Genomic DNA, 22686 nt, shown 5'->3' with positions numbered 1-22686 from the left:
CGTCGACCCGTCGATGATTCGGGTAGTCGAGTACGCAGGTTTCGACGGTAATCGGGGCGGAGGATCTACTCATGAAACGACTGGTGGTCTGCTGCGACGGCACCTGGAAGGCCGAATCCAGCAACACGGTATCGAATATCATCAAGATCGCGCAGACGATCCGGTACGAGGCGCCGGGACCGTCGGGGGAGTCGATCCCGCAGTGGGTCAGCTACGTATCCGGGCCAGGCGCCCGCGGCTTCCTGGCCGACCGCCTGATGGGTGGTGCGTTCGGACTCGGACTCGAGGCGAATCTGTCCTCGGCGTACTGGCATCTGGCACTGAACTGGCAGCCGGGGGACGAGATCTACATCTTCGGTTTCAGCCGCGGTGCGTACACCGCGCGTAGCCTGGCCGGTCTGATCGGCCGCATCGGAATCATGACACCCGATGCGATGATCGAAGGAAAGTACCCGGACGCCTTGCGGATTCACCATCAGCCCACGCCACCGCGGACCCCGGAGAACCCGGATCCGAAGGAGCCGCAGGAGTGGATCGACTTCCGCAAGGCGAACTGCTGGGACGCTCCGGCCAAGATCGACTTCATCGGGGTCTTCGATACCGTCGGCGCACTCGGCGTGCCCGGACTGACGTCGCTGCGACACCGGTTCCACGATGTGAAGCTCGGGCGCAATGTCTACTGCGCGCGGCAGGCCCTGGCACTCGATGAGCGGCGACGCAATTTCGAACCGTGCCTCTGGGAGGTGCCGATCGAACCGGATGTGAAGTACTCCCACGACTACGACCGGGTGAAGCAGGTCTGGTTCGAGGGCGTGCACAGCGATGTCGGCGGCGGCTACAAGGAATGCGGACTCTCCGATATCACGCTGCGCTGGATGGTCGAACAGGCCGAGGCGGTCGGACTCGTCTTCGACCGCGAGCGGCTGGAGGGCCTGTCCCAGCGGTGCGCTGCCTCGGGTGCGAAGCATATGGAATTGCATCGCTCGCTCGGCATCGGATACCGAATCCTCAATGTGCTGCGCACCATTCGCCAGCCGAGGAACCCGCGGTTCTACTGGGATTCCTGGCGGCGGCTGTACACCGACGGGGACCGCGGCGTGCGCCTGGCCTCCACCGCGCACGACGCCACGGACTACCGACCCGCGAATCTGCGGCGCTGGTTGAAGGACAACGACGGAATGGTGCCCGAGACGCTGATCGAGAAGACCGGCACGGTAACGGCCATCTCGCCGGAGGAGCCCTCAGCGCACGAGTAGCGCCACCGGCAGCCGGGCGAACAGTTTTTCCAATCGCGCCCGGCCCTGGAAGGTGTGGCCGGTAAGCCGGTCGGTCCAGTTGCCCTGTGGCAACTCCAAAGTGGTATCGGCCCACCCGGTTTCGGACAGACCGAGGCTGTGCCGGGTGGCGGCCACAATCACCTCGGGCGTCTCACCGGCCCGGCCGCGCGCGTAGGCGACCAGCCTGCTTTCCTGCTCGCCGGTGGCGAACAGCGGCAGGTAGGTGCCGCCGACGAAACAGTCCGGACGTTCGCGGCGCAACCACAGCGCATAGGCGACGATCCACATCTTGGCCGCGCCGGTGGTATCCAGAGCCGGTGTGCCGGTAAGTGATTGCAGCAGTCCGGCACGGGCCGCGAAATCCACCGGGCGGCGGTTGTCCGGGTCGACGAGCGTGTCCTCCCACAGCTCGCAGCCCTGATAGATATCGGGAATTCCGGGCCCGCACAGCTGCAGCAGCTTCTGTGACAGCGAATCCGACCAGGCGTGCGGGGCGAGTTCGTGCACCAGATCACCGATTTCGGAACCGACCGGACCGTCGATCACCGCATCCAGCCAGCCGTGCACCTGCTTCTCGAATTCGACATCCGCTTCCTCCCAGGAGGTATGAACACCGGCCTCGCGAATCGCTTTCTCCGCGAACAGATGCAGTCGCTCGCGCAGTCCGGCCACCGACGAAGCCGGTCGGCCGTCGGCGGGCCAGACGCCGAACATGTTCTGCAGCAGGAACAACGTCGTCGCGCCGTCGGGACCCGGGGTGATCTCCTGCCAGGATTCGACGGCACGCGCCCAGGTCTCCGCGGCCTGGGACAGCAACCCGATCCGGGCGCGCACATCCTCTCCGCGCTTGGTGTCGTGCGTCGACAGTGTGGTCATGGTGGCGGGCCAGCGTTGCGCGCGTTCGCTATTGGACAGGTGGAATTCGTTGAGCGAGTGGCCGAATCGGGCCGGATTGCCGCCCACCTCCTGCAGCGATACCAGCCGCGCCGCCTGGTAGAACATGGTGTCTTCGACGGCCTTCGCGGTGATCGCACCGCAGACCTGGCTGAATCGAACGGCCGCCTCGCCGTCGGACGCCAGCGCCGCCACCAGCACGCTCAGCGGCACCGTCAGTTCGCTGTTGCGCTTCTCCACCTCGGCGACCACAGCGCCGGTCATACCGGCCAGCGGCGCGTAATCCACCCGGTAGACCGGCATGAAGGCCAGCACCTCGATGGTGGCATTGGTCAATGCCATGGTGTCGAAGCTTTCGGCATGCGCGTCGCGCTTGATCGCGGCGACCAGGCGCCGGATCTCCGGGGCCAGGATGTTCTCCGCCACCGCGCGTTTGATGCGGTGTTCGGTTTCGCCGATCCAGGCGCGGTCGCTGCCGTGCCCGGCGACTTTGCGCGACAGTTCGGTCAGCGTCTGTTCGCCGTCGGGGTCGATCAGCACGCCGCCGTAGTCGGACAGTGCGTCGTAGCCGGTGGTGCCGTCGACCGGCAGCGTCTTGTCCAAGGGTTCGCGGTTGGCGAGGATCTTTTCCACGAGTAGTAGCCGGTGCGGGCCGATGAGCCGACGCAGCTTCGTCAGATACGCGGTGGGATAGGACAATCCGTCCGGATGGTCGACCCGGACGCCGTCGATCAGATCGTGTTCGCACCATGCGGCCAGTTCGCGGTGGGTGATCTCGAAGACCTCGGGATCTTCTTGGCGCACCGCAGCTAGGCTGCCGACCGCGAAGAACCGCCGGTAGGTGCACAACCCGGCCTTCCAGCTGACCAGCCGGTAGTGCTGTTTGTCGTGGATGCGCAGCGCATTGTCGCCGTCGGTGCCCGCCGCGATGGGGAAGCGCAGATCGTGCAGTGCCAGCATCGGTTCCGAACCGGTCCGGTCCACCGTCAGTGCGGCCGGATCGTTTTCGCTCTGCAGCACCGGCAGCGCCAGCCGGCCGCCCGCGCCATTGCCCGCGCTCCAGTCGATATCGAAGAAATGCGCGAACTGTGATTCGCGGCCGTTGCGCAGCACATCCCACCACCACGGGTTCTGCCGGGGATCGGCCACGCCGACGTGGTTGGGCACCAGATCGACGATCAAACCCATGCCGCGACTGCGCACTTCGTCCGCGAGTGCCTTGAGTCCGGCCGGGCCGCCGAGGGCCGCCGAAACCGTGGTGGGATCGGTGACGTCGTACCCGTGCGTCGAACCGACCGTCGCGGTGAGGATCGGCGAGAGGTACAGATGCGAAATACCCAGCTGCTGTAGGTATTCCGCGATCGCGCGGGCATCGGTGAAGGTCAACGCGTCGGGGCGCAGCTGGAGTCGGTAGGTGCTGCGGACCGTCGTCTGCCGGGCCGGGGTGCGGCCACGGGAGATGGGGTCGGTGTGGTGGGTCTGCATATCGGACTTGGGCGTCTCGATCTTCGGCGTCTCGGTCATCGGCGGTTTCGGTTATGCGGGGCAGTGGAGGACGAGCAGACAACGGGCGGGGACGGCGACGGTGCTCGCCGCCGGATAGGTGGCATCGGCGCGGCCGTCGGGCACCGAACAATCCAGTGCGACAGCCCATTCGGCGCCGTAATCCGGATCGGGCAGTACGAAGTCCAGACCGCTGTCGTGGGCGTTGAAGCACAGCAGGAACGAATCGTCGGTGATGCGCTCGCCGCGCGGGCCGGGTTCGTTGATGCCGAGGCCGTTGAGATAAACCGTCAGCGACTTGCCGAAACCGCTGTCCCAATCGGCGGGTGTCATCTCCTCACCCGCCGGGGTGAGCCAGGCGATATCGCGGGCGTGCTCTTTCGAGCGGATCGGCCGGCCCGCGAGGAAGCGGCGGCGCCGGAATATCGGATGCGCTGTGCGCAGTGCGATCACCTGCTTGGTGAATTCGAAAAGGTCCGAATTCGTCTGCATCAGCGACCAATCCATCCAGGCCAGCGGTGAATCCTGGCAGTAGACATTGTTGTTGCCCTGCTGTGTGCGGCCCATCTCGTCGCCATGGGCGAGCATCGGGGTGCCCTGACTGAGCACCAGCGTGGCCAGCAGATTGCGACTCTGCCTGGCGCGCAATGCGAGTATCTCCGGATCGTCGCTGGGACCCTCCACCCCGCAGTTCCACGAGCGGTTGTAGCTCTCGCCGTCGCGATTGCCCTCGCCATTGGCCGCGTTGTGTTTCTCGTTGTAGGACACCAGATCCCGCAGCGTGAAGCCGTCGTGTGCGGTGATGAAGTTGATGCTCGCGCTCGGCCTGCGCCCGGTGGCCTCGTACAGATCCGAGGATCCGGTGAGCCGGGAGGCGAATTCGCCGAGGGTGGCGGGTTCACCGCGCCAGTAGTCGCGGACGGTGTCGCGGTACTTGCCGTTCCATTCGGTCCACTGGCCGGGGAAATTGCCGACCTGGTAGCCGCCCTCGCCGACGTCCCAGGGCTCCGCGATGAGCTTCACCTGGCTGACCACCGGATCCTGTTGCACCAGATCGAAGAAGGTCGAGAGCCGGTCCACATCGTGCAGTTCGCGGGCCAGCGTGGCGGCGAGATCGAAGCGGAACCCGTCGACGTGCATATCCAGGATCCAGTAGCGCAGCGAGTCCATGATCAGCTGCAGCGTATGTGGGTGGCGCACGTTCATGCTGTTACCGGTGCCGGTGTAGTCCATGTAGTGCGACGGGTCCTCGTCGACCAGGCGATAGTAGGCCGCATTGTCGATCCCGCGGAAGGCCAGGGTCGGCCCGAGATGATTGCCCTCGCCGGTGTGGTTGTAGACGACATCGAGGATCACCTCGATGCCCTCGGCGTGCAGTGCGCGCACCATGGCCTTGAATTCGGTGACCGCCGCACCGCCGCGTGGGCTGGCCGCGTATTCGTTGTGCGGGGCTAGGTAGCCGAAGCTGTTGTAACCCCAGTAGTTTCGCAGGCCCTGATCCAAAAGGACGCGGTCGTGCAGGAATTGGTGCACGGGCATCAGCTCGATCGCGGTGATGCCGAGTTCCTTCAGATGTTCCACGATCGCCGGATGTGCGATACCGGCGTAGGTGCCGCGCAATTCCTCTGGAATGTCGGGGTGCGTCATCGTCATGCCCTTGACGTGCGCCTCGTAGATGACCGTCTCGTGGTAGGGCCGATTCGGTGGACGGTCGGCGCCCCAGTCGAAGAACGGGTTGATCACCACGCCGGTCATGGTGTGTCCCAGCGAATCCTCGCCGTAGGTGTAGAGCGAGGAGTCGTTGTCGAATTCGCCGTCGAAGGCCTTGCCGTAGGGATCGAGCAGCAATTTGCTTGGATCACAGCGCAATCCGTGCTCGGGATCGTAGGGTCCGTGCACCCGGAAGCCGTAGCGCTGGCCGGGTCCGATGGTCGGGAGATAGGCGTGCCAGACGTAGGTGTCGACCTCTTCCAGCGGCACTCTGGCTTCGGTGCCGTCCCTGGCGATAAGGCACAGATCGACCGCGTTGGCAACCTCGGAGAACACCGAGAAATTGGTGCCTGCGCCGTCGTAGGTCGCGCCCAGTGGGTAGGCGGTGCCGGGCCAGACACCGAGGGGTGTCACCTCACCGGGCGCTGCGTCGGGCTGAGCCATGTCAACGACACTAGCGTCAGCCGAATCGCGCTCCGTGCGGGTGGTTGCGGCCGGGCGAGTCAGTCCTGGTCGGGGCTGGTTTCGAGCCAGCGCCGACGTTACCCGATCCGGGTGGCCAGCCGGGCGAGCCCGCCGAATACCGCATGCTGCAGCCAGACCGGGATGCCCGCGAGATAGCCGTCCTGGTAATCCCACAGCAATGCCAGCGCCAACGGGTCGCGCGGTATCCGGGAGCCGACGGTGGTCTTGTGTGCGGCGTCGAGATTGTGCCAGAGCTGGAACATCTCCCAGTGCCGCAGCGGCGGGCGGATCTCGTGGTCGAAGACGGTATCGGGCGCCTCGCACCAGAACTCGTGTACCGCGCGCGGTGGCGCGGTTAGTGAATCACCTGGATACACAACGGTTTCCGTGCGTTGGCCGAGGAGGCGGGCATGACCCAGCAGTCGATGGGGGAGTTTGGTGCTGCATATGGAGCGGTGCGGCTATCTGGAACGGAAGATCGACCCGGATGATCGGCGGGCACGGCTCGTAGTGCTGACCGCCGAGGGGCATGCGGCGCTCGGTGTGGCGGCGGAGCGGATCAGCCGGATCGAGCGGAAGCTGGTGGCGACTTTGAGCGAGCGAGGGCTGGCTGAGCTGCGACAATCGCTGAGCCGCGTACAGGAGGCGCTGCGCGACTGAGTTTCACTGCCGCGCGGGCAGCGTCAGTCGCCACGTCTGGCCGACCAGGTCGTGGCCGAAGCTGTGGTGCGGATTCGATTCGACGAGTTCGAAACCCGCGCGCTGATAGATATGCCGCGCGGAGGTCAAGATGTCGTTGGTCCACAGCACCATGTCGCGGTAGCCGACCTCGGTGGCGAATCGCACGCAGCGCTCGACCAGTGCGGAGCCGACGCCGAGGCCGCGCGCGGTCGGCTCGACCAGCAATAGCCGCAGTCGGGCCGTGGTCTCGTTCTCCGCGACACAGAAAACGCAGCCCACCGGCTCGCCGTCGTATTCGGCGATCCAGGCCTGTTCGCGATGCTCGTCGTGGTCGTTCAGATAGTCCGCGACAATGCGGGCCACGAGCGTTTCGTAGCTGGCGTCCCATCCGTATTCGGCGGCGTAGAGCGCGGCATTGCGCTGGATGACCCAGCCGTAGTCGCCGGGTTTCGGCGCGCGGAGTACCAATTCGCCGAGGCCCGGTCCGTCGAGAATGCGCTGGATGGTGCGCATGGAGGTGATCAGTCGCGCGCGCTCGGCCGGTTTGTGCGCATTGAGGAGATAGCCGACTTCGGCGCTCGAGCGCTGATTGAGCACGGCGAAGATCTCCCTGCCGCGGTCGGTCAGCCGAACCTCTTGGCGTCGCCCATCGCTTTCGGAGCGATTGCGCTGGACCAGCCCGTCCTTTTCGAAGCGAGCCAGGATGCGGCTCAGATAGCCGGGGTCCAGGTCGAGTGTGCGGCGCAGCGTGACGACCTCGCTCGCGCCGGAGTTGGCCAGTTCGAACATGATTCGCGCTTCGGTGAGTGAATATCGGCTGTCCAGCAGGCCCTCGCGCAGCACCCCGATGACTCGGGTGTAGCGGCGGTTGAATTCGCGCACGGCGTCGATATCGGCGGCGGCAACGGTGGTCACGGCGGCTCCCAGTCTTTGACTGAGTCAAAGAATACGTCGGAACGGTCGTGTCGGTGTGGAATTCGACGCCGGGACCGTGCGCGTGCAGCTCGAGTGGTAACTTGAACACCGTTCAAGCCCATCTGGGCTGTCACGCGACCGCGAGGAATCCTGTGGCATGAGTTCACCCACCCCGCCGGCTCCGCCGGCTGCCACCCCCCTGACCCCGCACGAGATCACCGCCATCGACGCCGAACATGTCTGGCATCCCTACGGCGGCTTTCCGGCGACGACCGAACCGCTGGTGGTTTCCGGTGCTTCCGGAACCCGGCTCACCCTCGCCGACGGTCGGGAATTGGTCGACGGGATGAGTTCGTGGTGGGCGGCCATCCACGGTTATCGGCATCCGGTACTGGATGCCGCGCTGGTGGCGCAGTCGCAGCGGATGAGTCATGTGATGTTCGGCGGGCTCACCCATGAACCGGCGGCTCGGCTTGCCGCATTGCTGGTCGAATTGACGCCCGGCGGTCTTGACAAGGTATTCCTGTGCGACTCCGGTTCGGTATCGGTCGAGGTCGCGGTGAAGATGTGCCTGCAGTATTGGCGCGCGGCGGGTAAGCCGGGAAAGCGGCGGCTGCTCACCTGGCGCGGCGGGTATCACGGCGATACCTTCACGCCGATGAGCGTGTGCGATCCGCAGGGCGGCATGCACGCGCTGTGGACCGATGTGCTCGCCGAGCAGATCTTCGCGCCGGCGCCGCCGCGTGCGTATTCGGCCGAGTACGTGGCCGAGTTCGAGCGGTTGCTGGCCGCGCATGCGGCGGAACTCGCGGCCGTCATCGTGGAGCCGGTCGTGCAGGGCGCGGGCGGGATGCGCTGGCACGATCCGCGGTATCTGACCGATCTGCGGCGCCTGAGCGACGAGTACGGGGTGCTACTGGTCTTCGATGAGATCGCGACCGGATTCGGGCGCACCGGAGCGCTTTTCGCGGCCGATCACGTCGGGGTGAGCCCGGATGTCATGTGCGTCGGCAAGTCGCTCACCGGCGGGTATCTGACCTTGGCCGCCGCGCTCTGCACCTCCCGGATCGCGGAAACCATCAGCGCCGAGCACGGCGGGCTCATGCACGGTCCGACCTTCATGGGTAATCCGCTGGCCTGTGCGGTCGCGGTGGCCTCGATCGAGCTACTGCTGCAACGGGATTGGCGCGCCGAGGTGACCCGTATCGAATCGGAGCTGAATGCCGGTCTGGCCCCGGCGCGGTCGCTACCCGGGGTGGCGGATGTGCGGGTGCTGGGGGCGATCGGCGTCGTGCAACTCGATCATCCGGTGGATATGCGCAAGGCCACCCACGCCGCCGTCGAAGCGGGCGTCTGGCTGCGCCCTTTCCGCGATCTGATCTACACCATGCCGCCCTTCATCAGTACGACCGAGGACATCGAACGCATCACCGCCGGTATGGTCGCCGCCGCCCAGGCCTGACATGTCAGGCGCGTCGGCGGGCATCGTGCGCGGTTTCGGCGTTCTCGGGACGGTCGGTGTCGGAGACGATCTCCCAGACCCGGAAGACGCAGTGGTAGTCGTCGGCCCAGCCGGAGGCGATCAGCAGATAGGTGTCGCCGTCGCGCAGCAGGACACGGCGACCCGGAAGTCTCGGATGCTGCGGAGTGAAAGTGGGCACGAGCGAGTGCAATTTGGCCAAAGCCTGCTCGCGCGTGCCGACTACCTCCGCCAGAACCCGCGGCGACCAACGCTTGAGCTCGCCGGAACCTGTTGTCTCTTCGACGACTATCGCCCACCGTGGCATTCGGCCCTACTCCCTTTGGCGGAAATGCCGCGCCACCGTCGGTCGGTGGCGACCTTCAACGATTGGCTCCAACGGTACCAGCACCAGACCCCGCCCATGCGGCTTGAACGGTGTTCAAGTATGCTGCGGAGCTGTGACTACCGATCCGTTGGGCTGGCTGGACGAACGCGCCGCCGAGCGCGTGCGCGTCGGGCTGCGCCGTGAGCTGCGACCCCGTGCGGCACAGTCGCCATCGATCGACCTCGCCTCCAACGACTACCTTGGGCTGGTACGTCATCCGGAGGTTATCGAGGGCGCGATCGAGGCCGTGCGACGCTGGGGCACCGGGTCCACCGGCTCCCGGCTCGTCACCGGCACCACCGCCGAACACGAGCAGCTCGAGACCGAACTCGCCGAATTCGTCGGCGCCGAGGCCGGTTTGGTCTTCGCCTCCGGCTACGCCGCCAATCTCGGAGCGGTGACCGCACTCGCCGGGCGGGGCGCGCTGGTCGTCTCCGATGCGGCTAGCCACGCTTCGCTGGTCGATGCCTGTCGGCTCTCGCGTTCGCGCGTGGAGATCGCCGCGCATTCCGAGGTCGAGGCGGTCGAGCGGTTGCTGGCCGAGCGGAGTGAGGAACGGGCACTGGTACTTACCGATTCGGTATTCAGTGCCGACGGCGATATGGCTCCGCTGGCCGAGTTGCACCGGGTCACCCGGGCGAATGGCGCGGTATTGATCGTGGATGAGGCGCATGGGCTCGGTGTGCGCGGCGTGGGTGGGCGCGGGCTGGTGCACGAGGTCGGCTTGGCCGGCGAACCGGATCTTGTCGTGACCGCGACGCTGTCGAAAGCCCTTGCCGCGCAGGGCGGTGTGGTATTGGCCAGCGAGCGCGTGCGTGCGCATCTGATCGATGCGGCGCGCACGTTCATCTTCGATACCGGACTCGCACCCGCCGCGGTCGGTGCGGCCAGGGCGGCGCTGCGGTTGTTGCGTCGAGAGCCCGAGATGGCGGGTCGGGTGTTGGAGCGGGCCGCCGATATCGCGCGCATTGCCGGTGTGGCGAAACCGGATTCGGCGGTTGTCTCGGTGGTGCTCGGCGAGGCACAGGTCGCGTATGACGCCGCGCAGGCGTGCCGCGCACGGGGACTCGATGTCGGATGCTTCCGTCCGCCGACCGTGCCCGAGGGGACATCGCGACTGCGGCTCACCGCACGGGCGAATCTGACTCCCGGCGAACTCGACACCATCGCAACGGTCCTCGGCGAGGTGCTGGCGCAGGCGCGTGGATTGGTGACAGCATGAGCGAACGAAGTGAGCGAATCATTGACACAGTGCGCGTCGCGCATGGCGTAGCCGAGCGCCGGCGAGGCGAGCCATGAGCGTGCTGTTCGTGACCGGTACCTCGACGGAGGTCGGCAAGACCGTGGTGACCGCCGCGCTGGCCGCGGCCGCGCTGGCCGTCGGTCGGTCGGTGGCGGTGTGCAAACCGGCCCAAACCGGTGTGGCGCCGGGTGAACCCGGCGATCTAGCCGAGGTCGAACGCCTCACCGGTGTTACGAGAACGGTCGAGATCGCCCGGTATCCAGATCCGTTGGCTCCGGATACCGCCGCGCGTCGGTGCGGGCAGCCGCTGCTGACGCTGAGTGAAACCGCCACCGCCATCGACTCACTCGCCGATGCGGATCTGACGCTGGTCGAAGGCGCAGGCGGATTGCTGGTCCGCCTCGGCGAATTCACCCTGCTCGAGCTGGCGCAGAAGCTCGACGCTGCAGTGCTCGTTGTCGCGGCGGCCGGGCTCGGGACCCTCAACCACAGCGAATTGACCACGCGCGCACTGTCATCCGCCGGTGTCCGCTGCGCGGGGCTGGTGATCGGCTCATGGCCGGACGAGCCAGGGTTGGCGGACGAGTGCAATCGTATTGATCTACCGCGGGTTACCGGGGTCGAGTTGGTCGGCGCGGTGCCTGCGGGTGCGGGTGGGTGGGATCGCGAGCGGTTCGCTGCCGCCGCACCCGGTTGGTTCACTCCCGGTTGGGCGGACTGACCCGATTCGGGCCCGGCACGAGCAGGTGGTCCAGATCGTCGAATTCGAGACCGACGACCCCTCGGTGACGGGCGAGATGACCATCACAATCGACGTGGCCGACGCCGACGGCGGCACCCAGATCAACGCCGTGCACGACGGCCTGCCCGAGGGCGTCCCGCTCGACCAGAACGAACTCGGCTGGAGCATCTCACTCGGCAAGCTTGCCACCCTCGCCGAAACCGGCGAACTGCCCTGATCGCGGCAACAGTCATCGTACGGCTCAATACTGAACACAGGCACCGGATTCCAGCGCTCGAGCTGTGTGCGGACCTGCGACGGCGCGCGTCACATCGACCTGCTGGTCGTGGGTTTGCGGCCGGTAGTCGGCGAACATTTTCCGCCGCCGACTCGGCGATCGTCACGCGCACTCGCCTGGCAGCACTCGCGAACCGTACCTACAGTGGAGAGGATGTCGCCGTTGGACGATCGGCACCCGTCCACCGTCTCGGACTGGGACGACGCGCGACGGAGGGCCCGGCTTCGGGAGACTCGTCTCGGGCACGGGTGGCAGACGTTGCGCCGTACCAGGTTGGCGCTGCTGCGGGTCGCCTTGATATTGCTCGCTGGGCTAATCGTGTTCGCCCAGTATTGGGTGCACGACGTCACCCCGGAACGCGATCGGCTCGCGCGCACCGAACCCGCCGTCCTGCCGATCGCCACCCCCGCGCACGATCGCGACTGGGACACGGTCGTCGTCGATATGGTCGGTCTCGGTGGACTCAATGCCAGCAATACCGCGGCCGCGCTGCCCGCCCTCAGCGATATGGGAGTGGTCTGGGCCATCAAATACGACAATCAAGGTATCGACACCAAGGTGATCGCGGATCTGATCATCCGCGCCGCCCAGATGTCGGGGCTGAAGAACGTTGTGCTGGTCGGACACAGTATGGGCGGGGTCATCGCGCTCGAGGTCGCGCGGCATATCCATCTCGACAGCGACCTGCGCCTGGTGGGTGTGATGTTGGACTGCACGCCGGTGGATTTGAATGCGGTGCGTCCGGAGAGTCGCGGTGCGGGCGAGGATATGGTGCGCTGGATGGGCTGGCTGCCGGGGGCGCGGGAAAGCCGTACCCTGCGGCTGGCGGTCGAAACCTACGCGCGCCGTGACCGATTCGTCGATCGCGGGGCCAACGGGTTGCCCGGGGTCCGGCTAGAGCCATTGCGCGATGTCGTCGAAGAAGTGTTGCGCGAGAAGGTCTTCTCCAAAGACGTGGCAAGCAACGGCCTGATCGAGACACAGTTCCTGGCGATCGTGGCGGGCGGTGCGATCAATGATCTGCGCGCGCTGTCCCGGCCCGCCGAGGGCAAACCACGCCCGGCCATCGTCTTCATCCGCCCGCGCAATCCGGATAACGACCGAGTGGTGGATGTCGAGTACTCCCATCAGGTACTCATCGAGCGGGCCGGTGGCGTCGACGGCTCGCTATTGGTCGTCATGCCGCGAAATACCGGGCACGCCAATCCGATGCAGCGTCCCGAGGAGTACAACCGAATCATCGATCAGCAGATCCTGCCGTTCATCGAGCGATATCAGGAGCAGGTGCGCGCGACGACTTCCGCGGCGGCGCCGCGCTGAGGGGGATGGCAGCCGGCGGGGTGGGTGAACACAGTCGGCATCGGGCGCTGCGTTGGAATCAGGCTAAGGCAAACCGTATGCGTGCCGGTTTCGTCTTGATTCAATCACCGCATGTTCCGACCACGTACGTTCCTGACCGGCCTGCGCGGCCGCACAATCGCCGCTTTGCTCGCTGCGGTGACCGTTGCGAGCTTGGGTGTGACCGGCTGCGCGAGCGACGACAAGCCGGTCGGTAAAACCGACGCTCCGCTGCCCACCGAAATCCCCGCGGGCACAAAGCTCGTGCTCGCCGACCAACAAGAGCGGTTCAAGTCGGTACTCCAGTTCTCCGGCGAGCTCGACAAGCTGCCGTTCAAGGTGGAGTTCGCCAATTTCATCGGTGGACCGGCCATCCTGGAGGCATTCCGGGCCGGCGCCGCCGATGTCGCGACGGTCGGCGATGTCCCGCCGATCCATGCTCAGGTCGCCGGTCAGGATGTGCCGATCGTCGCGGCTTACCAATCCAATCCCAACGCACTGAAACTCGCGGTGGCGCCGGGCAAGACGGCCACCACGCTCGCCGACCTGAAGGGCAAGAAGATCGCCTACGCGGAGGGCACCGCCCAGCAGGCCGCAGTGCTGCGGGCGATTGCCAAGGCCGGACTGAAACCCACTGATGTGCAACTGGTCCGGTTGCAGCTCGCGGAATTCCTGGACGCGGTACGCACCGGCCAGGTCGATATCGCGCCACTGGCCGAACCGAACGTCACCCGGCTGTTGCGTACCCCGGGCGCCTCGCTGATCCCGGATTCGGAGACCACCGGCATCTACGGCGGTGTCGGCTACCTGTACGCGCGACGCGTCGCGGTCACCGATCCGGCCAAGGCAGCGGCGACTCGGGCGGTGGTCGCCGCCTATGTTCGGGCCTACCAATGGGTCAATACCCACCAGGAGGAGTGGGCGCGCAAGTACTACGTCGAGAACCAGAAGGTCAGCGCCGATGATGCCAAACGCATCGTCGACTCGTTCGGTACCTACACCTTCCCGCATCTGGATCAGCAGCTCATCGATCGCCAGCAGGGCACCATCGACGCGATCGACAACGCGGGCGAACTGCCCAAGAAGGTGCGCGCCGCAGACGATTTCGATCTGCGCTTCGACGCTGTCATCACCCAGGCCGTGACCGAGAGCGGCGCCGCGTTCGAACCGAAGGCGAAATAGCAATGGCTACCTTGGATGCCGGTGTACTGGGCCGAATCGGACGAAGTTCACGCACCGCCACCGAGCCGGTTCTGGGTCGCCGCAAGCCGACTCGGCCCCGGCTCGGACCGGGCCGCCCGATTCCGTTCGGCATCGCCATCGGGCCCGTACTGCTGATCGCGGCATGGGTGATCGGATCCGCCTCGGGCGCGCTGGATGAGCAGACACTGCCCGCGCCGTGGACGGTCGCCGAGACCGCACGCGATCTGCTCGCCGATGGCAGACTGCAGTCGAACCTGCTGACCTCGCTGAAGCGCGCGGCCTGGGGCCTCGGGCTCGGCGTGGTGATCGGTGTGGTGCTCGCCTTGATCGCCGGATTGAGCCGTGTCGGTGAAGCCCTGCTGGATGGGCCGATTCAGATCAAACGTTCGATTCCGACGCTGGCGCTGATCCCGCTGTTCATCGTGTGGTTCGGCATCGGTGAGGACATGAAGCTAATCGTCATCACGACCAGTGTGGCGATTCCGATCTACATCAATACCCACGCACAACTGCGCGGCGTCGACAGCCGGTATGTGGAATTGGCCGCAACGGTGGGTCTTTCGCGATGGGGATTCATCCGCCGGATCGCGTTGCCCGCTTCGCTGCCCGGATTCTTCACCGGGCTGCGGCTGGCGGTAACCATTTCCTGGCTGGCCCTGGTCGTGGTCGAACAGGTGAATGCCACCAGCGGCATCGGCTATCTGATGACACAGGCGCGTACCTACGGCCAGATCGACGTCATCGTGGTCGGCCTGGTGATCTACGGCCTGCTCGGATTGTTCGGCGATCTCGCCGTGCGCGCGACAGAACGGAGGGCACTGTCATGGCGGCAGACGATCGCGGACTGAATGTGGTCCGAACCCGCGGGCTGCGCAGGGGTTTCGGTGACCGCGTCGTGTTGCACGGGATCGATCTCGATATCGCGCGCGGCGAATTCGTCGCACTGCTCGGCCGCAGCGGTTCGGGTAAGAGCACCTTGCTGCGCGCGCTGGCCGAGCTGGATCGCGACGTCCTCGGCTCGGGTGAGTTGCGGGTGCCGACCGAACGTGCGGTCGTGTTCCAGGACTCGCGGCTGCTGCCGTGGAATCGGGTACTGGACAATGTGACTCTCGGTTTGAAGAGTGCCGATGCTGCCGAGCGCGGTCGCACCGCGCTGGCCGAAGTAGGCCTCGCCGGGCGAGAAAAGGCCTGGCCCAAGGAGCTTTCCGGAGGTGAGCAGCAGCGCGTCGCCTTGGCGCGGTCGCTGGTCCGGGAGCCGGAGTTGCTGCTGGCCGATGAGCCCTTCGGTGCGCTGGATGCGCTTACCCGCATCAAAATGCATGTGCTGCTGCAGGATCTGTGCGCCAAACACAAGCCAGCTGTCTTACTGGTGACCCACGATGTCGATGAGGCGGTGTTGCTCGCCGACCGCGTGCTCGTCCTCGACGAGGGACGCATCGCCGTCGACCAGCGCATCGATCTGGAACGTCCACGCCGCCACATCGATCCGGACTTCAACCGCCTGCGCGAGTTGCTGCTCTCCAGTCTCGGCGTCGATGTCGCGGCCCTGCACGATGAAAAGAAAGCCTCATGACCCGTCAACTCAGCCTCAATGCGTTCATCTACCCGTCCGGACATCACGAGGCGGCCTGGCGGCATCCGCAGAGCCGACCCGACCGGATCTACGATGTCGCCTACTATCAGGAGATTGGCCGCACGGCCGAAGCCGCGAAACTCGACGCGGTGTTCTTCGCCGACGGACCCGCATTGCGCACCAATGTCAAACACAATGCGGCCTCGGGTTTGGAACCGATCACCCTGCTCACCGCGATCGCGACGGCCACAACCCATCTCGGGCTGATCGCCACGGCGTCCACCACCTACTACGAGCCCTACAACCTGGCCAGGCTGTTCTCCACGCTCGATCACATCTCCGGTGGCCGGGCGGGCTGGAATATCGTCACCACCGGAACCGACCTCGCCGCAGCGAATTTCGGGCTGGACAAACATCCCGATCACGCGACGCGATATGCGCGGGCGCGGGAATTCGTCGATGCGGTCGTCGCGTTGTGGGACAGCTGGGAGGACGACGCCATCCTGCTGGACCAGGAGGCGGGCATCTACGCCGATCCGGACAAGATCCACCCGATCGACTTCGTCGGCGAATACCTCAGCGTGCGTGGGCCGTTCAATTCGCCGCGCACCCCGCAGGGACATCCGGTGCTCGTCCAGGCCGGTGCGTCGAATGACGGCCGGGCGTTCGCGGGCCAGTACGCCGAGGCGATCTTCACCGCGCACCAGCGGCTGGAAGACGCGCAGGCGTTCTATACAGATATCAAGGCCAAGGCCGCCGAATTCGGCCGCGACGCCGAGCAGATCAAGATCCTGCCCGGTATCAGCCCGTTCATCGGCGATACCGAGGCGGCGGCCAAACAGTTGGAGCGGGAGTTCAACGAGCTCACGGTGCCCGAATACGGGTTGAAGCAGTTGGAGGGCATCGCGGGTGAGAGCTTGCGGAACCTGCCGCTCGATGAACCGGTGCCGCTCGAATTGTTCAGCGACGCGGGCGATGTCACCGATAACGAGCGCAGCCGTCGGCAGGTGGTCGCCGGGATCGTACAGCGGGAACGGCCCACCGTGCGCGGACTGCTGCATCGTCTCGCCGGTGCCCGTGGACATCGAGTCTTCGCCGGTACGCCGGAGCAGGTCGCGGACACCATCGAGGAATGGTTCCGCAATGGCGCCGCCGACGGCTTCAATGTGATGCCGCCCTACTACCCGGGTGGTCTGGAGGTCTTCGCCGAGCAGGTCGTCCCGATCCTGCAGCGGCGCGGCCTGTTCCGTACCGAATACACCGGAACCACACTGCGCGACCACTTCGGTCTGCCGCGACCCGAGAGCCGGCACGCCCGGCGACCGGCGCTCGCGCAGTGAGCGACTGTATCGGTCCGCATCGAGCCCGGCGAGATGATCGGCATCGTCGGGCCATAGGTTGCGGCAAGAAAACGCTGCCAGCCGGGTCAGGGTCGGGCGGCCGTCGCGGAAGCCGGTCGACCGTGGCGGGTGCTGCATGAACTTTCGGAGTAAGCGACCTGGCGATTGTCGCCGGACGCAGGGCCATCGGCGCATCGAGCGCGTGCGTACAGGCGTCGTTCGCACCGTCGGCGACCAGCATCTCGAAGCGCCGCCGCAAGGTGCCCAGCGGCATATTCGTGTGCGGGCGCTGCGATGCCGACTTCCCGCGGCGCAGGCGCTGTGAGCGAGCGGATGGGCGTCACATCGGATTCCGTTCGCCTGCGGGCGCTGTGAGTGAGCGTCGGCGAGTGAACCATCAGCACAGCGTGCCCTCGCGTACGACGGAGCCGAGCGCCTGCGAGGTAGAAGTCGTGAGCGAACAGGTCCGCACCACAAGGGAATCCGTTCGTCTGCGTTCGCTGGTGTGGACGGTGTTCGTACCTGTGGTGCTCTACGGCATCGGATCCGGCGCGGCCGCGCCGATGTACGCGTTGCGCGCATTGGATCTGGGTGCGTCGGCCGGTGTCGCCGGAATCGTCGTCGCGCTGAGCGGGTTGGGGATGGTGCTGGCCGATCTGCCCGCCGGGCGGATTGTCGCGCGCATCGGGGAACGCTGGGCGATCGCTGTCGGATCGGGCCTCGGTCTGGTCGGGGTGCTGTGTGCGATCTTCGCCCCGCATACCGGGGTGCTTGCGGTTGGTGTGCTGCTCAATGGAACCGCAAGTGCGGTATGGGGTTTGGCGCGACAGTCCTACATCGTGTCCGTTGTGCCACCGGACGAGCGGGGCCGTGCGTTCTCGGCCTTGGCCGGCGCCTCGCGCCTCGGTTCGTTCTGCGGACCGTTCATCGGGGCCGCAATGGTGTACGCGATGGGGCCGAGCGGTGCGCTGTGGTTGCAGTTCGGCACGACCGTCGCATCGGGCGCGGCGATGCTCGCCATCCGTTCGGCCGACGCCGACGATACGGATGGCGCCGATCACACCCTGCGTTCAGTGGTCGTCGAAAACCGCAGCGTGCTGGGCACACTCGGTCTGGCGGCACTGCTGATGGGTGGTGCCAGGGCGACCCGCACCGCACTGCTCCCGCTGTGGGCCGCGCATATCGGCGTGAGCGCGACCGCCACGAGCCTGATATTCGGCATCGCCGGCGCAATGGACGTGCTGCTGTCCTACCCGGGCGGCATCCTGCTCGACCGCTACGGCAGTCGCGCCACCGGCGTGCCATCGATGTTGCTGTTCGCGGTGGGTTTCGCGGCTCTTCCGTTCACCTCGACGGCGCTCGAACTCACCGGTGCCGCCGTCCTGCTCGGGCTTGCCAATGGTGTGAGCAATGGCATCATCATGACGGTCGGCGCAGGCGCCGCGCCGCCGGGTCGACGTGCGGAATTCCTCGGTGCCTGGCGTCTGACCCATGACATCGGCATGTTCGCCGGTCCCATTGCCGTCGGCTTGATCAGTGCCGCAACAGTTCTCGGTGCCTCGGCGCTCGCCATCGCCGCGGCGGTTTTCGCAGGCGCAATCGCCATGCACCGCTGGTTCCCCGGTGCCTATCCCACCCTGTTCGCAGGCGCACGCCGTCCCGAAACCCAGCCGACCGACTGAGCGCTCGGACCACTTATGGCGCAGACCTGGTGCTTCCCGCACATAGGTTGCTCCCCGTGTGAGGTGCTCGTTGGGTATGTGCGGTCAGGTCAGGACGCGGGTCGCGCTCGGCCCATGGGTGGCGCAGACCTGGTGTGTGCCGCGCATAGGGTGCACCTTCTGCGAGGTGTTCGCGGTGTATGCGACGGCCTGCACCGATGCGCTGGTGCCGGGTACCTCAGGGCGCTGCTGGGGTTCGGCCGAGGTAGGCGAGGAGCCGGTCGCCGGGGGCCGCGGTCGGCGGCTCGATCGGCGGACCGAAGAGGGGCCATCGGCCCGCGATCGGGACGAGTTCCGGTGCCACCGACAGTAATTCGCGGGCGAGGCGCTCCGGGATCGGCGGGGCGCCGCGATCAGTGGCGGTGAGATCCCAAGCGTGGACCGTCAATTCGAGAGCACCGACGGTCCCGAGCACCCGGGCGGGCACCGGTCTACCGAAGACGACCACCGACCCCGGGTGCTCATTCGTCCAGTCACCGAGCAGCGCCACGGCTCGACTTCGAATATGGGCCGTCCCCGCACAATTCGGTAGCGGCGCACCCGGCGTGAGCCGAACCTGCCCACCCGCCAAACCTTCCCGCAACGCGGCAATCGACTCGTCCACATGCGCGAGCAGCATGCGCGTATTCCAGCCCCGACACGGCGTGGGTGCTGTCAGATCGGAACCGATGCCGGGCAGTACCGACAGCAGATACGCGACCGCCCGCTCGAGCAGATCATCGCTCATGGCAGGGCGGGCTCGGGTGACGTATTCGCCACCAACGATGTGGGCAGTCCGAACGCCGCGAACATCGAGCTGTCGTGATACGAGACGACATGGGCGACCTCGGTCGGGGTCACCGTAAGGATCTGCAGCGATTGCGCCCGACCGCGCAGGTAGAACGCGAATCCGGGCTGACCGTTCGCGGCGATCGGCACCATCCGGACCTCGCCCGCGCTATACGGACACTTCGCCCGAACGAGCTCGATGATCGTGGTATTGCCGCGGAACCACTCCTCGATCGGCGGCATCTCCCACACCGCGTCCGACCGCAACAGCGTGACGAGCGTATCCATATCGGCGGCTTCGAATGCGGCGGCATAGCGGTCCAGCAGCGCGCGGATTTCGGGGTCGCTCGGCTCGGCCACCGGCGTGTCCGGCTCCAGTTCCGCGAGCGTCGCATGTGCGCGCTGCAGCATGCTGTTGACCGCGGCCACGCTGGCTCCGATCAGCTCGGCGACCTCGGCGGCCTTCCAGTGCAACACATCTCGCAGTATCAACACGGCACGCTGACGCGGCGGCAGATGCTGCCAGGCGGCGACCAATGCCAGCCGCATACCCTCGCGCGCCGTGACGATGGCGGCCGGATCCGACGTCTCGGGTGCGATCAGCACATCCGGCATCGGTTGCAGCCAAGGAATCTCGGGCGCGAAGTTCACCGGGCGCGTGGGATCCGCGGTGGGCTCGGACAATCCGGTGGGTAGCACGCGACGTCGGTGCTCGAGCGCATTGAGACACGCATTGGTGGCAATCCGGTACAGCCAGGTCCGCATCGAAGCGCGCCCCTCGAAATCACCGTATCCGCGCCAGGCCCGCAGCAGCGTCTCCTGCACCAGATCCTCGGCATCATCGACCGAACCCAGCATCCGGTAGCAGTGGGCGAGCAGTTCGCGCCTATACGGCGCGGTACGGGCGGCGAATTCGTCGCTGTCGGTCATCTGCCTTCCTTTCCGGGTGCCCCGAATGGTTTCCCTCTGAAATATCGACCGCCGTGCTGCCCAGAACTCATCGGTGCGATGAGTTTCGGGCGGCGGTCGGTCGGTATCTGTGCGTGCCCGAACCATCGGGCACGACGAAACCAAAGGAAGGATCACCGTGAGCACACCAATCATTTCGGCGGTGACACAGCGCTGGGTGCTGGTACTCGGCGCGGTGGCGTCGCTGATGGCGGCACTGGACACCCTGGTCGTCGCCACCGCACTCAGTACCATCCGGCACGACCTCGGGGCGTCGCTGCAGACGCTCGAATGGACCGTCAACGGATATAACCTCAGCTTCGCGGTCTTGCTGATGACCGCGGCGGTGCTCGGCGACCGCTTCGGACGCAAACGGATGTTCATGGTCGGGCTCGGCATCTTCGTCGCCGCGTCTGCGGCCTGCGCGATATCGACCACCGTCGCGACCCTCATCGCTGCCCGCGTCGTGCAGGGCATCGGCGCGGCATTGCTCACGAGCCTGGCTTTGGCGCTGGTCAGCGCGGCGTTTCCGCCGGACAGGCGCGGTATGGCCATGGGGCTGCTGCAGGGCATCACCGGTCTCGCCGTCGCGTGTGGTCCGCTGGTCGGCGGGGCCGTCGCGGAGGGGTTGTCCTGGCAATGGATCTTCTGGTTGAACGTGCCGCTCGGGCTGCTGGCGCTGCCACTGGTGGCGGCCCGTGTTCCGGAGGGCTTCGGCCCAGACACCGCGGTGGACGGCACCGGACTGGCACTGGTCACCGGCGGCGCGTTCGGTGTGGTGTGGGGTTTGGTGCGCGGCAATATCGCGGGCTGGTCGAGTTCGGAGGTGCTGATCGCACTGGTCGGCGGGATCGCGTTGCTGATCGCGTTCGCGGTCTGGGAAGCGCGCACACGCGAGCCGATGTTCCCGATGCGGCTTTTCGTGAATCGCGGTTTCGCGGCGGGCAATACCGCCATATTCCTCACCTTCGCCGCTCTGTTCGGTGAGGTGTTCTTCTACGCGCAGTTCCTGCAGGCGGTCCTGCACTACGGTCCACTCGGCGCCGGATTGCGGCTGCTGCCATGGACGCTCACGCTCTTCTTCTGCGCGCCGGTCGCCGGTGCGCTGGCCGACCGGATCGGGGAGCGGCCGCTGATGGTGAGCGGATTGGCCCTGATGGCGGGCGGCATGCTGTGGATCGCCGCGATCGCCGACCCGGCGATGGCCTACGGCTCCTTCGTCGTTCCGTTCATCGTCTCCGGCGTCGGCACGTCGATGGTGCTGCCTTCGGCACAGAGTTCGGTGGTCGGTGCGGTCGAACACGCGATGCTCGGTAAGGCGGCCGGTGCCAACAGCATGATGCGCGAGCTGGGGGGCGTCTTCGGAATCGCCATCGCGGCAGCGGTTTTCGCCGCGACCGGCGGATACGGTTCAGTGGATGAATTCACCGACGGATTCGGCGCGGCGATCAAGGTAGGTGCGGCACTTGCCCTGTTGGGCGCGGTGGTCGCACTCGCACTGCCCGGGCGCAGGGCGGGCGTCGCAGTCGACGTCGAGGAGGCGACAGTATCCGTCTGACCCGTCAATCCTGGTAGGTCGAAATGCTTTCCAGCCATGAGTGATCGGGGTGCACCCGCGACAGCCACTCGAACAGCCGGGACCTTTGGGAGCGGTCCATCATGGGTAGCGCACGACGGAAATCGGCTTCGTCCTTGTCGCGGCGTGCCTTTGCCTTGAACAGGAGCGCGACTTCGGGAGTCGCGTACGGAATGCCCTCAATGGTGTGGCGAATCAGATGTTCGTAGGGCAGGGTGATCGATGGGTCGCGGCGGCACACCCATCGATCATCGGCGTGCGGTTCCCGAAACACGTCGAGCCGATAGCGCCCGGTCGCGGGTTCGCGTAGCCAGGTCTGGTGGAAGTCTGACGACTTCGCCGGAAACGGCCAGATTCGACCGTCACCGACAACGTCCCACTCGAAACTGGGAAAAGCAGCGACGATCTCGCTGAATCTGCCTTGCGGGATACCGATTTCGAGGTCGCTGTGTTCCCGAGCCCCGCCGCCGGTGAACAGTTCCAGCGCCCACCCCGCGGTCACGCACCACGGAACCGTGACATCCGACAAGCGCTGCGCGACTTCGGCGGGCGTCCACGCCGCCCACAGCCTTTCGCATTCCTCCGCCGAAACCACACGTCCGTCCTCGGGTGACACTCCAACATCCGAATCAGGCATCTGGACGTTCCTTCCAGGCGTGTGCGCC

21 protein-coding genes are annotated in these 22686 nt (G+C 66.2%); 13 read left to right on the top strand and 8 right to left on the bottom strand.

Features of this window, described 5'->3' with window-relative positions:
- Positions 1–71: 71 nt before the first annotated feature.
- On the top strand, positions 72–1256 hold the full coding sequence (locus tag ACQPYR_RS31220; RefSeq protein ID WP_433622469.1) for a DUF2235 domain-containing protein: 1185 nt from the start codon (positions 72–74) through the stop codon (positions 1254–1256).
- Here ACQPYR_RS31220 and treY read toward each other — a convergent pair.
- The 3 genes from treY to ACQPYR_RS31205 form a co-directional block, all read right to left on the bottom strand.
- Positions 1242–3656 carry a malto-oligosyltrehalose synthase gene (treY, locus tag ACQPYR_RS31215; RefSeq protein WP_433635292.1) on the bottom strand — a complete coding sequence of 805 codons (2415 nt, stop codon included), beginning with the start codon at positions 3654–3656 and terminating at the stop codon, positions 1242–1244. The genes ACQPYR_RS31220 and treY overlap by 15 nt on opposite strands.
- A gap of 51 nt (positions 3657–3707) precedes the next feature.
- Positions 3708–5828, bottom strand: a complete 2121-nt coding sequence (glgX, locus tag ACQPYR_RS31210; RefSeq protein WP_433622468.1) for a glycogen debranching protein GlgX — start codon at positions 5826–5828, stop codon at positions 3708–3710.
- 98 nt (positions 5829–5926) lie between these two features.
- Positions 5927–6226 carry a hypothetical protein gene (locus tag ACQPYR_RS31205; protein WP_433622467.1) on the bottom strand — a complete coding sequence of 100 codons (300 nt, stop codon included), beginning with the start codon at positions 6224–6226 and terminating at the stop codon, positions 5927–5929.
- A 61-nt stretch (positions 6227–6287) separates the two neighbouring features.
- On the opposite strand from ACQPYR_RS31205, the gene ACQPYR_RS31200 reads away from it, so the two are divergent.
- On the top strand, positions 6288–6509 hold the full coding sequence (locus ACQPYR_RS31200) for a MarR family winged helix-turn-helix transcriptional regulator (RefSeq protein ID WP_433622466.1): 222 nt from the start codon (positions 6288–6290) through the stop codon (positions 6507–6509).
- Positions 6510–6512: 3 nt separating this feature from the next.
- Here the strand turns inward: ACQPYR_RS31200 and ACQPYR_RS31195 are convergent, their stop codons facing one another.
- The gene (locus tag ACQPYR_RS31195; protein ID WP_433622465.1) at positions 6513–7445 is read right to left on the bottom strand and encodes a bifunctional helix-turn-helix transcriptional regulator/GNAT family N-acetyltransferase; all 933 of its coding nucleotides are present in this window, start codon (positions 7443–7445) and stop codon (positions 6513–6515) included.
- A 157-nt stretch (positions 7446–7602) separates the two neighbouring features.
- Here ACQPYR_RS31195 and ACQPYR_RS31190 point away from each other — a divergent pair, with 157 nt between their 5' ends.
- Positions 7603–8907, top strand: coding sequence for an adenosylmethionine--8-amino-7-oxononanoate transaminase (locus ACQPYR_RS31190; RefSeq protein WP_433622464.1), 1305 nt, complete (start codon positions 7603–7605; stop codon positions 8905–8907).
- 4 nt (positions 8908–8911) lie between these two features.
- Here ACQPYR_RS31190 and ACQPYR_RS31185 read toward each other — a convergent pair whose 3' ends face one another.
- A complete protein-coding gene (locus tag ACQPYR_RS31185) occupies positions 8912–9232 on the bottom strand; it encodes a hypothetical protein (RefSeq protein WP_433622463.1) in 321 nt (106 codons plus the stop codon).
- Between the two features lie 133 nt (positions 9233–9365).
- On the opposite strand from ACQPYR_RS31185, the gene ACQPYR_RS31180 reads away from it, so the two are divergent.
- The 9 genes from ACQPYR_RS31180 (at position 9366) to ACQPYR_RS31140 (ending at position 18690) form a co-directional block, all read left to right on the top strand.
- A complete protein-coding gene (locus tag ACQPYR_RS31180) occupies positions 9366–10514 on the top strand; it encodes an 8-amino-7-oxononanoate synthase (protein WP_433622462.1) in 1149 nt (382 codons plus the stop codon).
- Positions 10515–10587: 73 nt separating this feature from the next.
- On the top strand, positions 10588–11256 hold the full coding sequence (gene bioD, locus ACQPYR_RS31175; RefSeq protein WP_433622461.1) for a dethiobiotin synthase: 669 nt from the start codon (positions 10588–10590) through the stop codon (positions 11254–11256).
- A gap of 25 nt (positions 11257–11281) precedes the next feature.
- Complete coding sequence (locus ACQPYR_RS31170; protein WP_433622460.1) at positions 11282–11494, top strand: SRPBCC domain-containing protein; 213 nt, start codon at positions 11282–11284, stop codon at positions 11492–11494.
- A 213-nt stretch (positions 11495–11707) separates the two neighbouring features.
- Complete coding sequence (locus ACQPYR_RS31165; protein ID WP_433622459.1) at positions 11708–12874, top strand: alpha/beta fold hydrolase; 1167 nt, start codon at positions 11708–11710, stop codon at positions 12872–12874.
- Positions 12875–12985: 111 nt separating this feature from the next.
- On the top strand, positions 12986–14074 hold the full coding sequence (locus tag ACQPYR_RS31160) for an ABC transporter substrate-binding protein (RefSeq protein ID WP_433622458.1): 1089 nt from the start codon (positions 12986–12988) through the stop codon (positions 14072–14074).
- Between the two features lie 2 nt (positions 14075–14076).
- Positions 14077–14943, top strand: a complete 867-nt coding sequence (locus ACQPYR_RS31155; protein ID WP_433622457.1) for an ABC transporter permease — start codon at positions 14077–14079, stop codon at positions 14941–14943.
- Entirely contained in the window at positions 14919–15668 is a 750-nt protein-coding gene (locus tag ACQPYR_RS31150; protein WP_433622456.1) for an ABC transporter ATP-binding protein, read from the top strand. The genes ACQPYR_RS31155 and ACQPYR_RS31150 overlap by 25 nt, the downstream gene beginning before the upstream one ends.
- Positions 15665–17008 (top strand): LLM class flavin-dependent oxidoreductase, encoded by a 1344-nt coding sequence (locus tag ACQPYR_RS31145; protein ID WP_433622455.1) that lies wholly within the window; start codon positions 15665–15667, stop codon positions 17006–17008. The genes ACQPYR_RS31150 and ACQPYR_RS31145 overlap by 4 nt, the downstream gene beginning before the upstream one ends.
- A gap of 452 nt (positions 17009–17460) precedes the next feature.
- A complete protein-coding gene (locus ACQPYR_RS31140) occupies positions 17461–18690 on the top strand; it encodes an MFS transporter (protein WP_433622454.1) in 1230 nt (409 codons plus the stop codon).
- A 217-nt stretch (positions 18691–18907) separates the two neighbouring features.
- On the opposite strand, the gene ACQPYR_RS31135 is transcribed toward ACQPYR_RS31140, so the two are convergent.
- Both ACQPYR_RS31135 and ACQPYR_RS31130 read right to left on the bottom strand, forming a co-directional pair.
- Positions 18908–19456 carry a maleylpyruvate isomerase family mycothiol-dependent enzyme gene (locus tag ACQPYR_RS31135; protein WP_433622453.1) on the bottom strand — a complete coding sequence of 183 codons (549 nt, stop codon included), beginning with the start codon at positions 19454–19456 and terminating at the stop codon, positions 18908–18910.
- Positions 19453–20454 carry a sigma-70 family RNA polymerase sigma factor gene (locus ACQPYR_RS31130; protein WP_433635291.1) on the bottom strand — a complete coding sequence of 334 codons (1002 nt, stop codon included), beginning with the start codon at positions 20452–20454 and terminating at the stop codon, positions 19453–19455. The genes ACQPYR_RS31135 and ACQPYR_RS31130 overlap by 4 nt, the downstream gene beginning before the upstream one ends.
- A gap of 130 nt (positions 20455–20584) precedes the next feature.
- On the opposite strand from ACQPYR_RS31130, the gene ACQPYR_RS31125 reads away from it, so the two are divergent.
- Positions 20585–22003, top strand: a complete 1419-nt coding sequence (locus ACQPYR_RS31125) for a DHA2 family efflux MFS transporter permease subunit (RefSeq protein WP_433622452.1) — start codon at positions 20585–20587, stop codon at positions 22001–22003.
- 4 nt (positions 22004–22007) lie between these two features.
- Here the strand turns inward: ACQPYR_RS31125 and ACQPYR_RS31120 are convergent, their stop codons facing one another.
- On the bottom strand, positions 22008–22658 hold the full coding sequence (locus tag ACQPYR_RS31120) for a nucleotidyltransferase domain-containing protein (protein WP_433622451.1): 651 nt from the start codon (positions 22656–22658) through the stop codon (positions 22008–22010).
- Between the last annotated feature and the right edge of the window lie 28 nt (positions 22659–22686).

The organism is Nocardia sp. CA-120079 (assembly GCF_050955745.1).
Classification (GTDB): Bacteria; Actinomycetota; Actinomycetes; order Mycobacteriales; family Mycobacteriaceae; genus Nocardia.
This window is presented reverse-complemented; position numbering and strand designations above follow the sequence as displayed.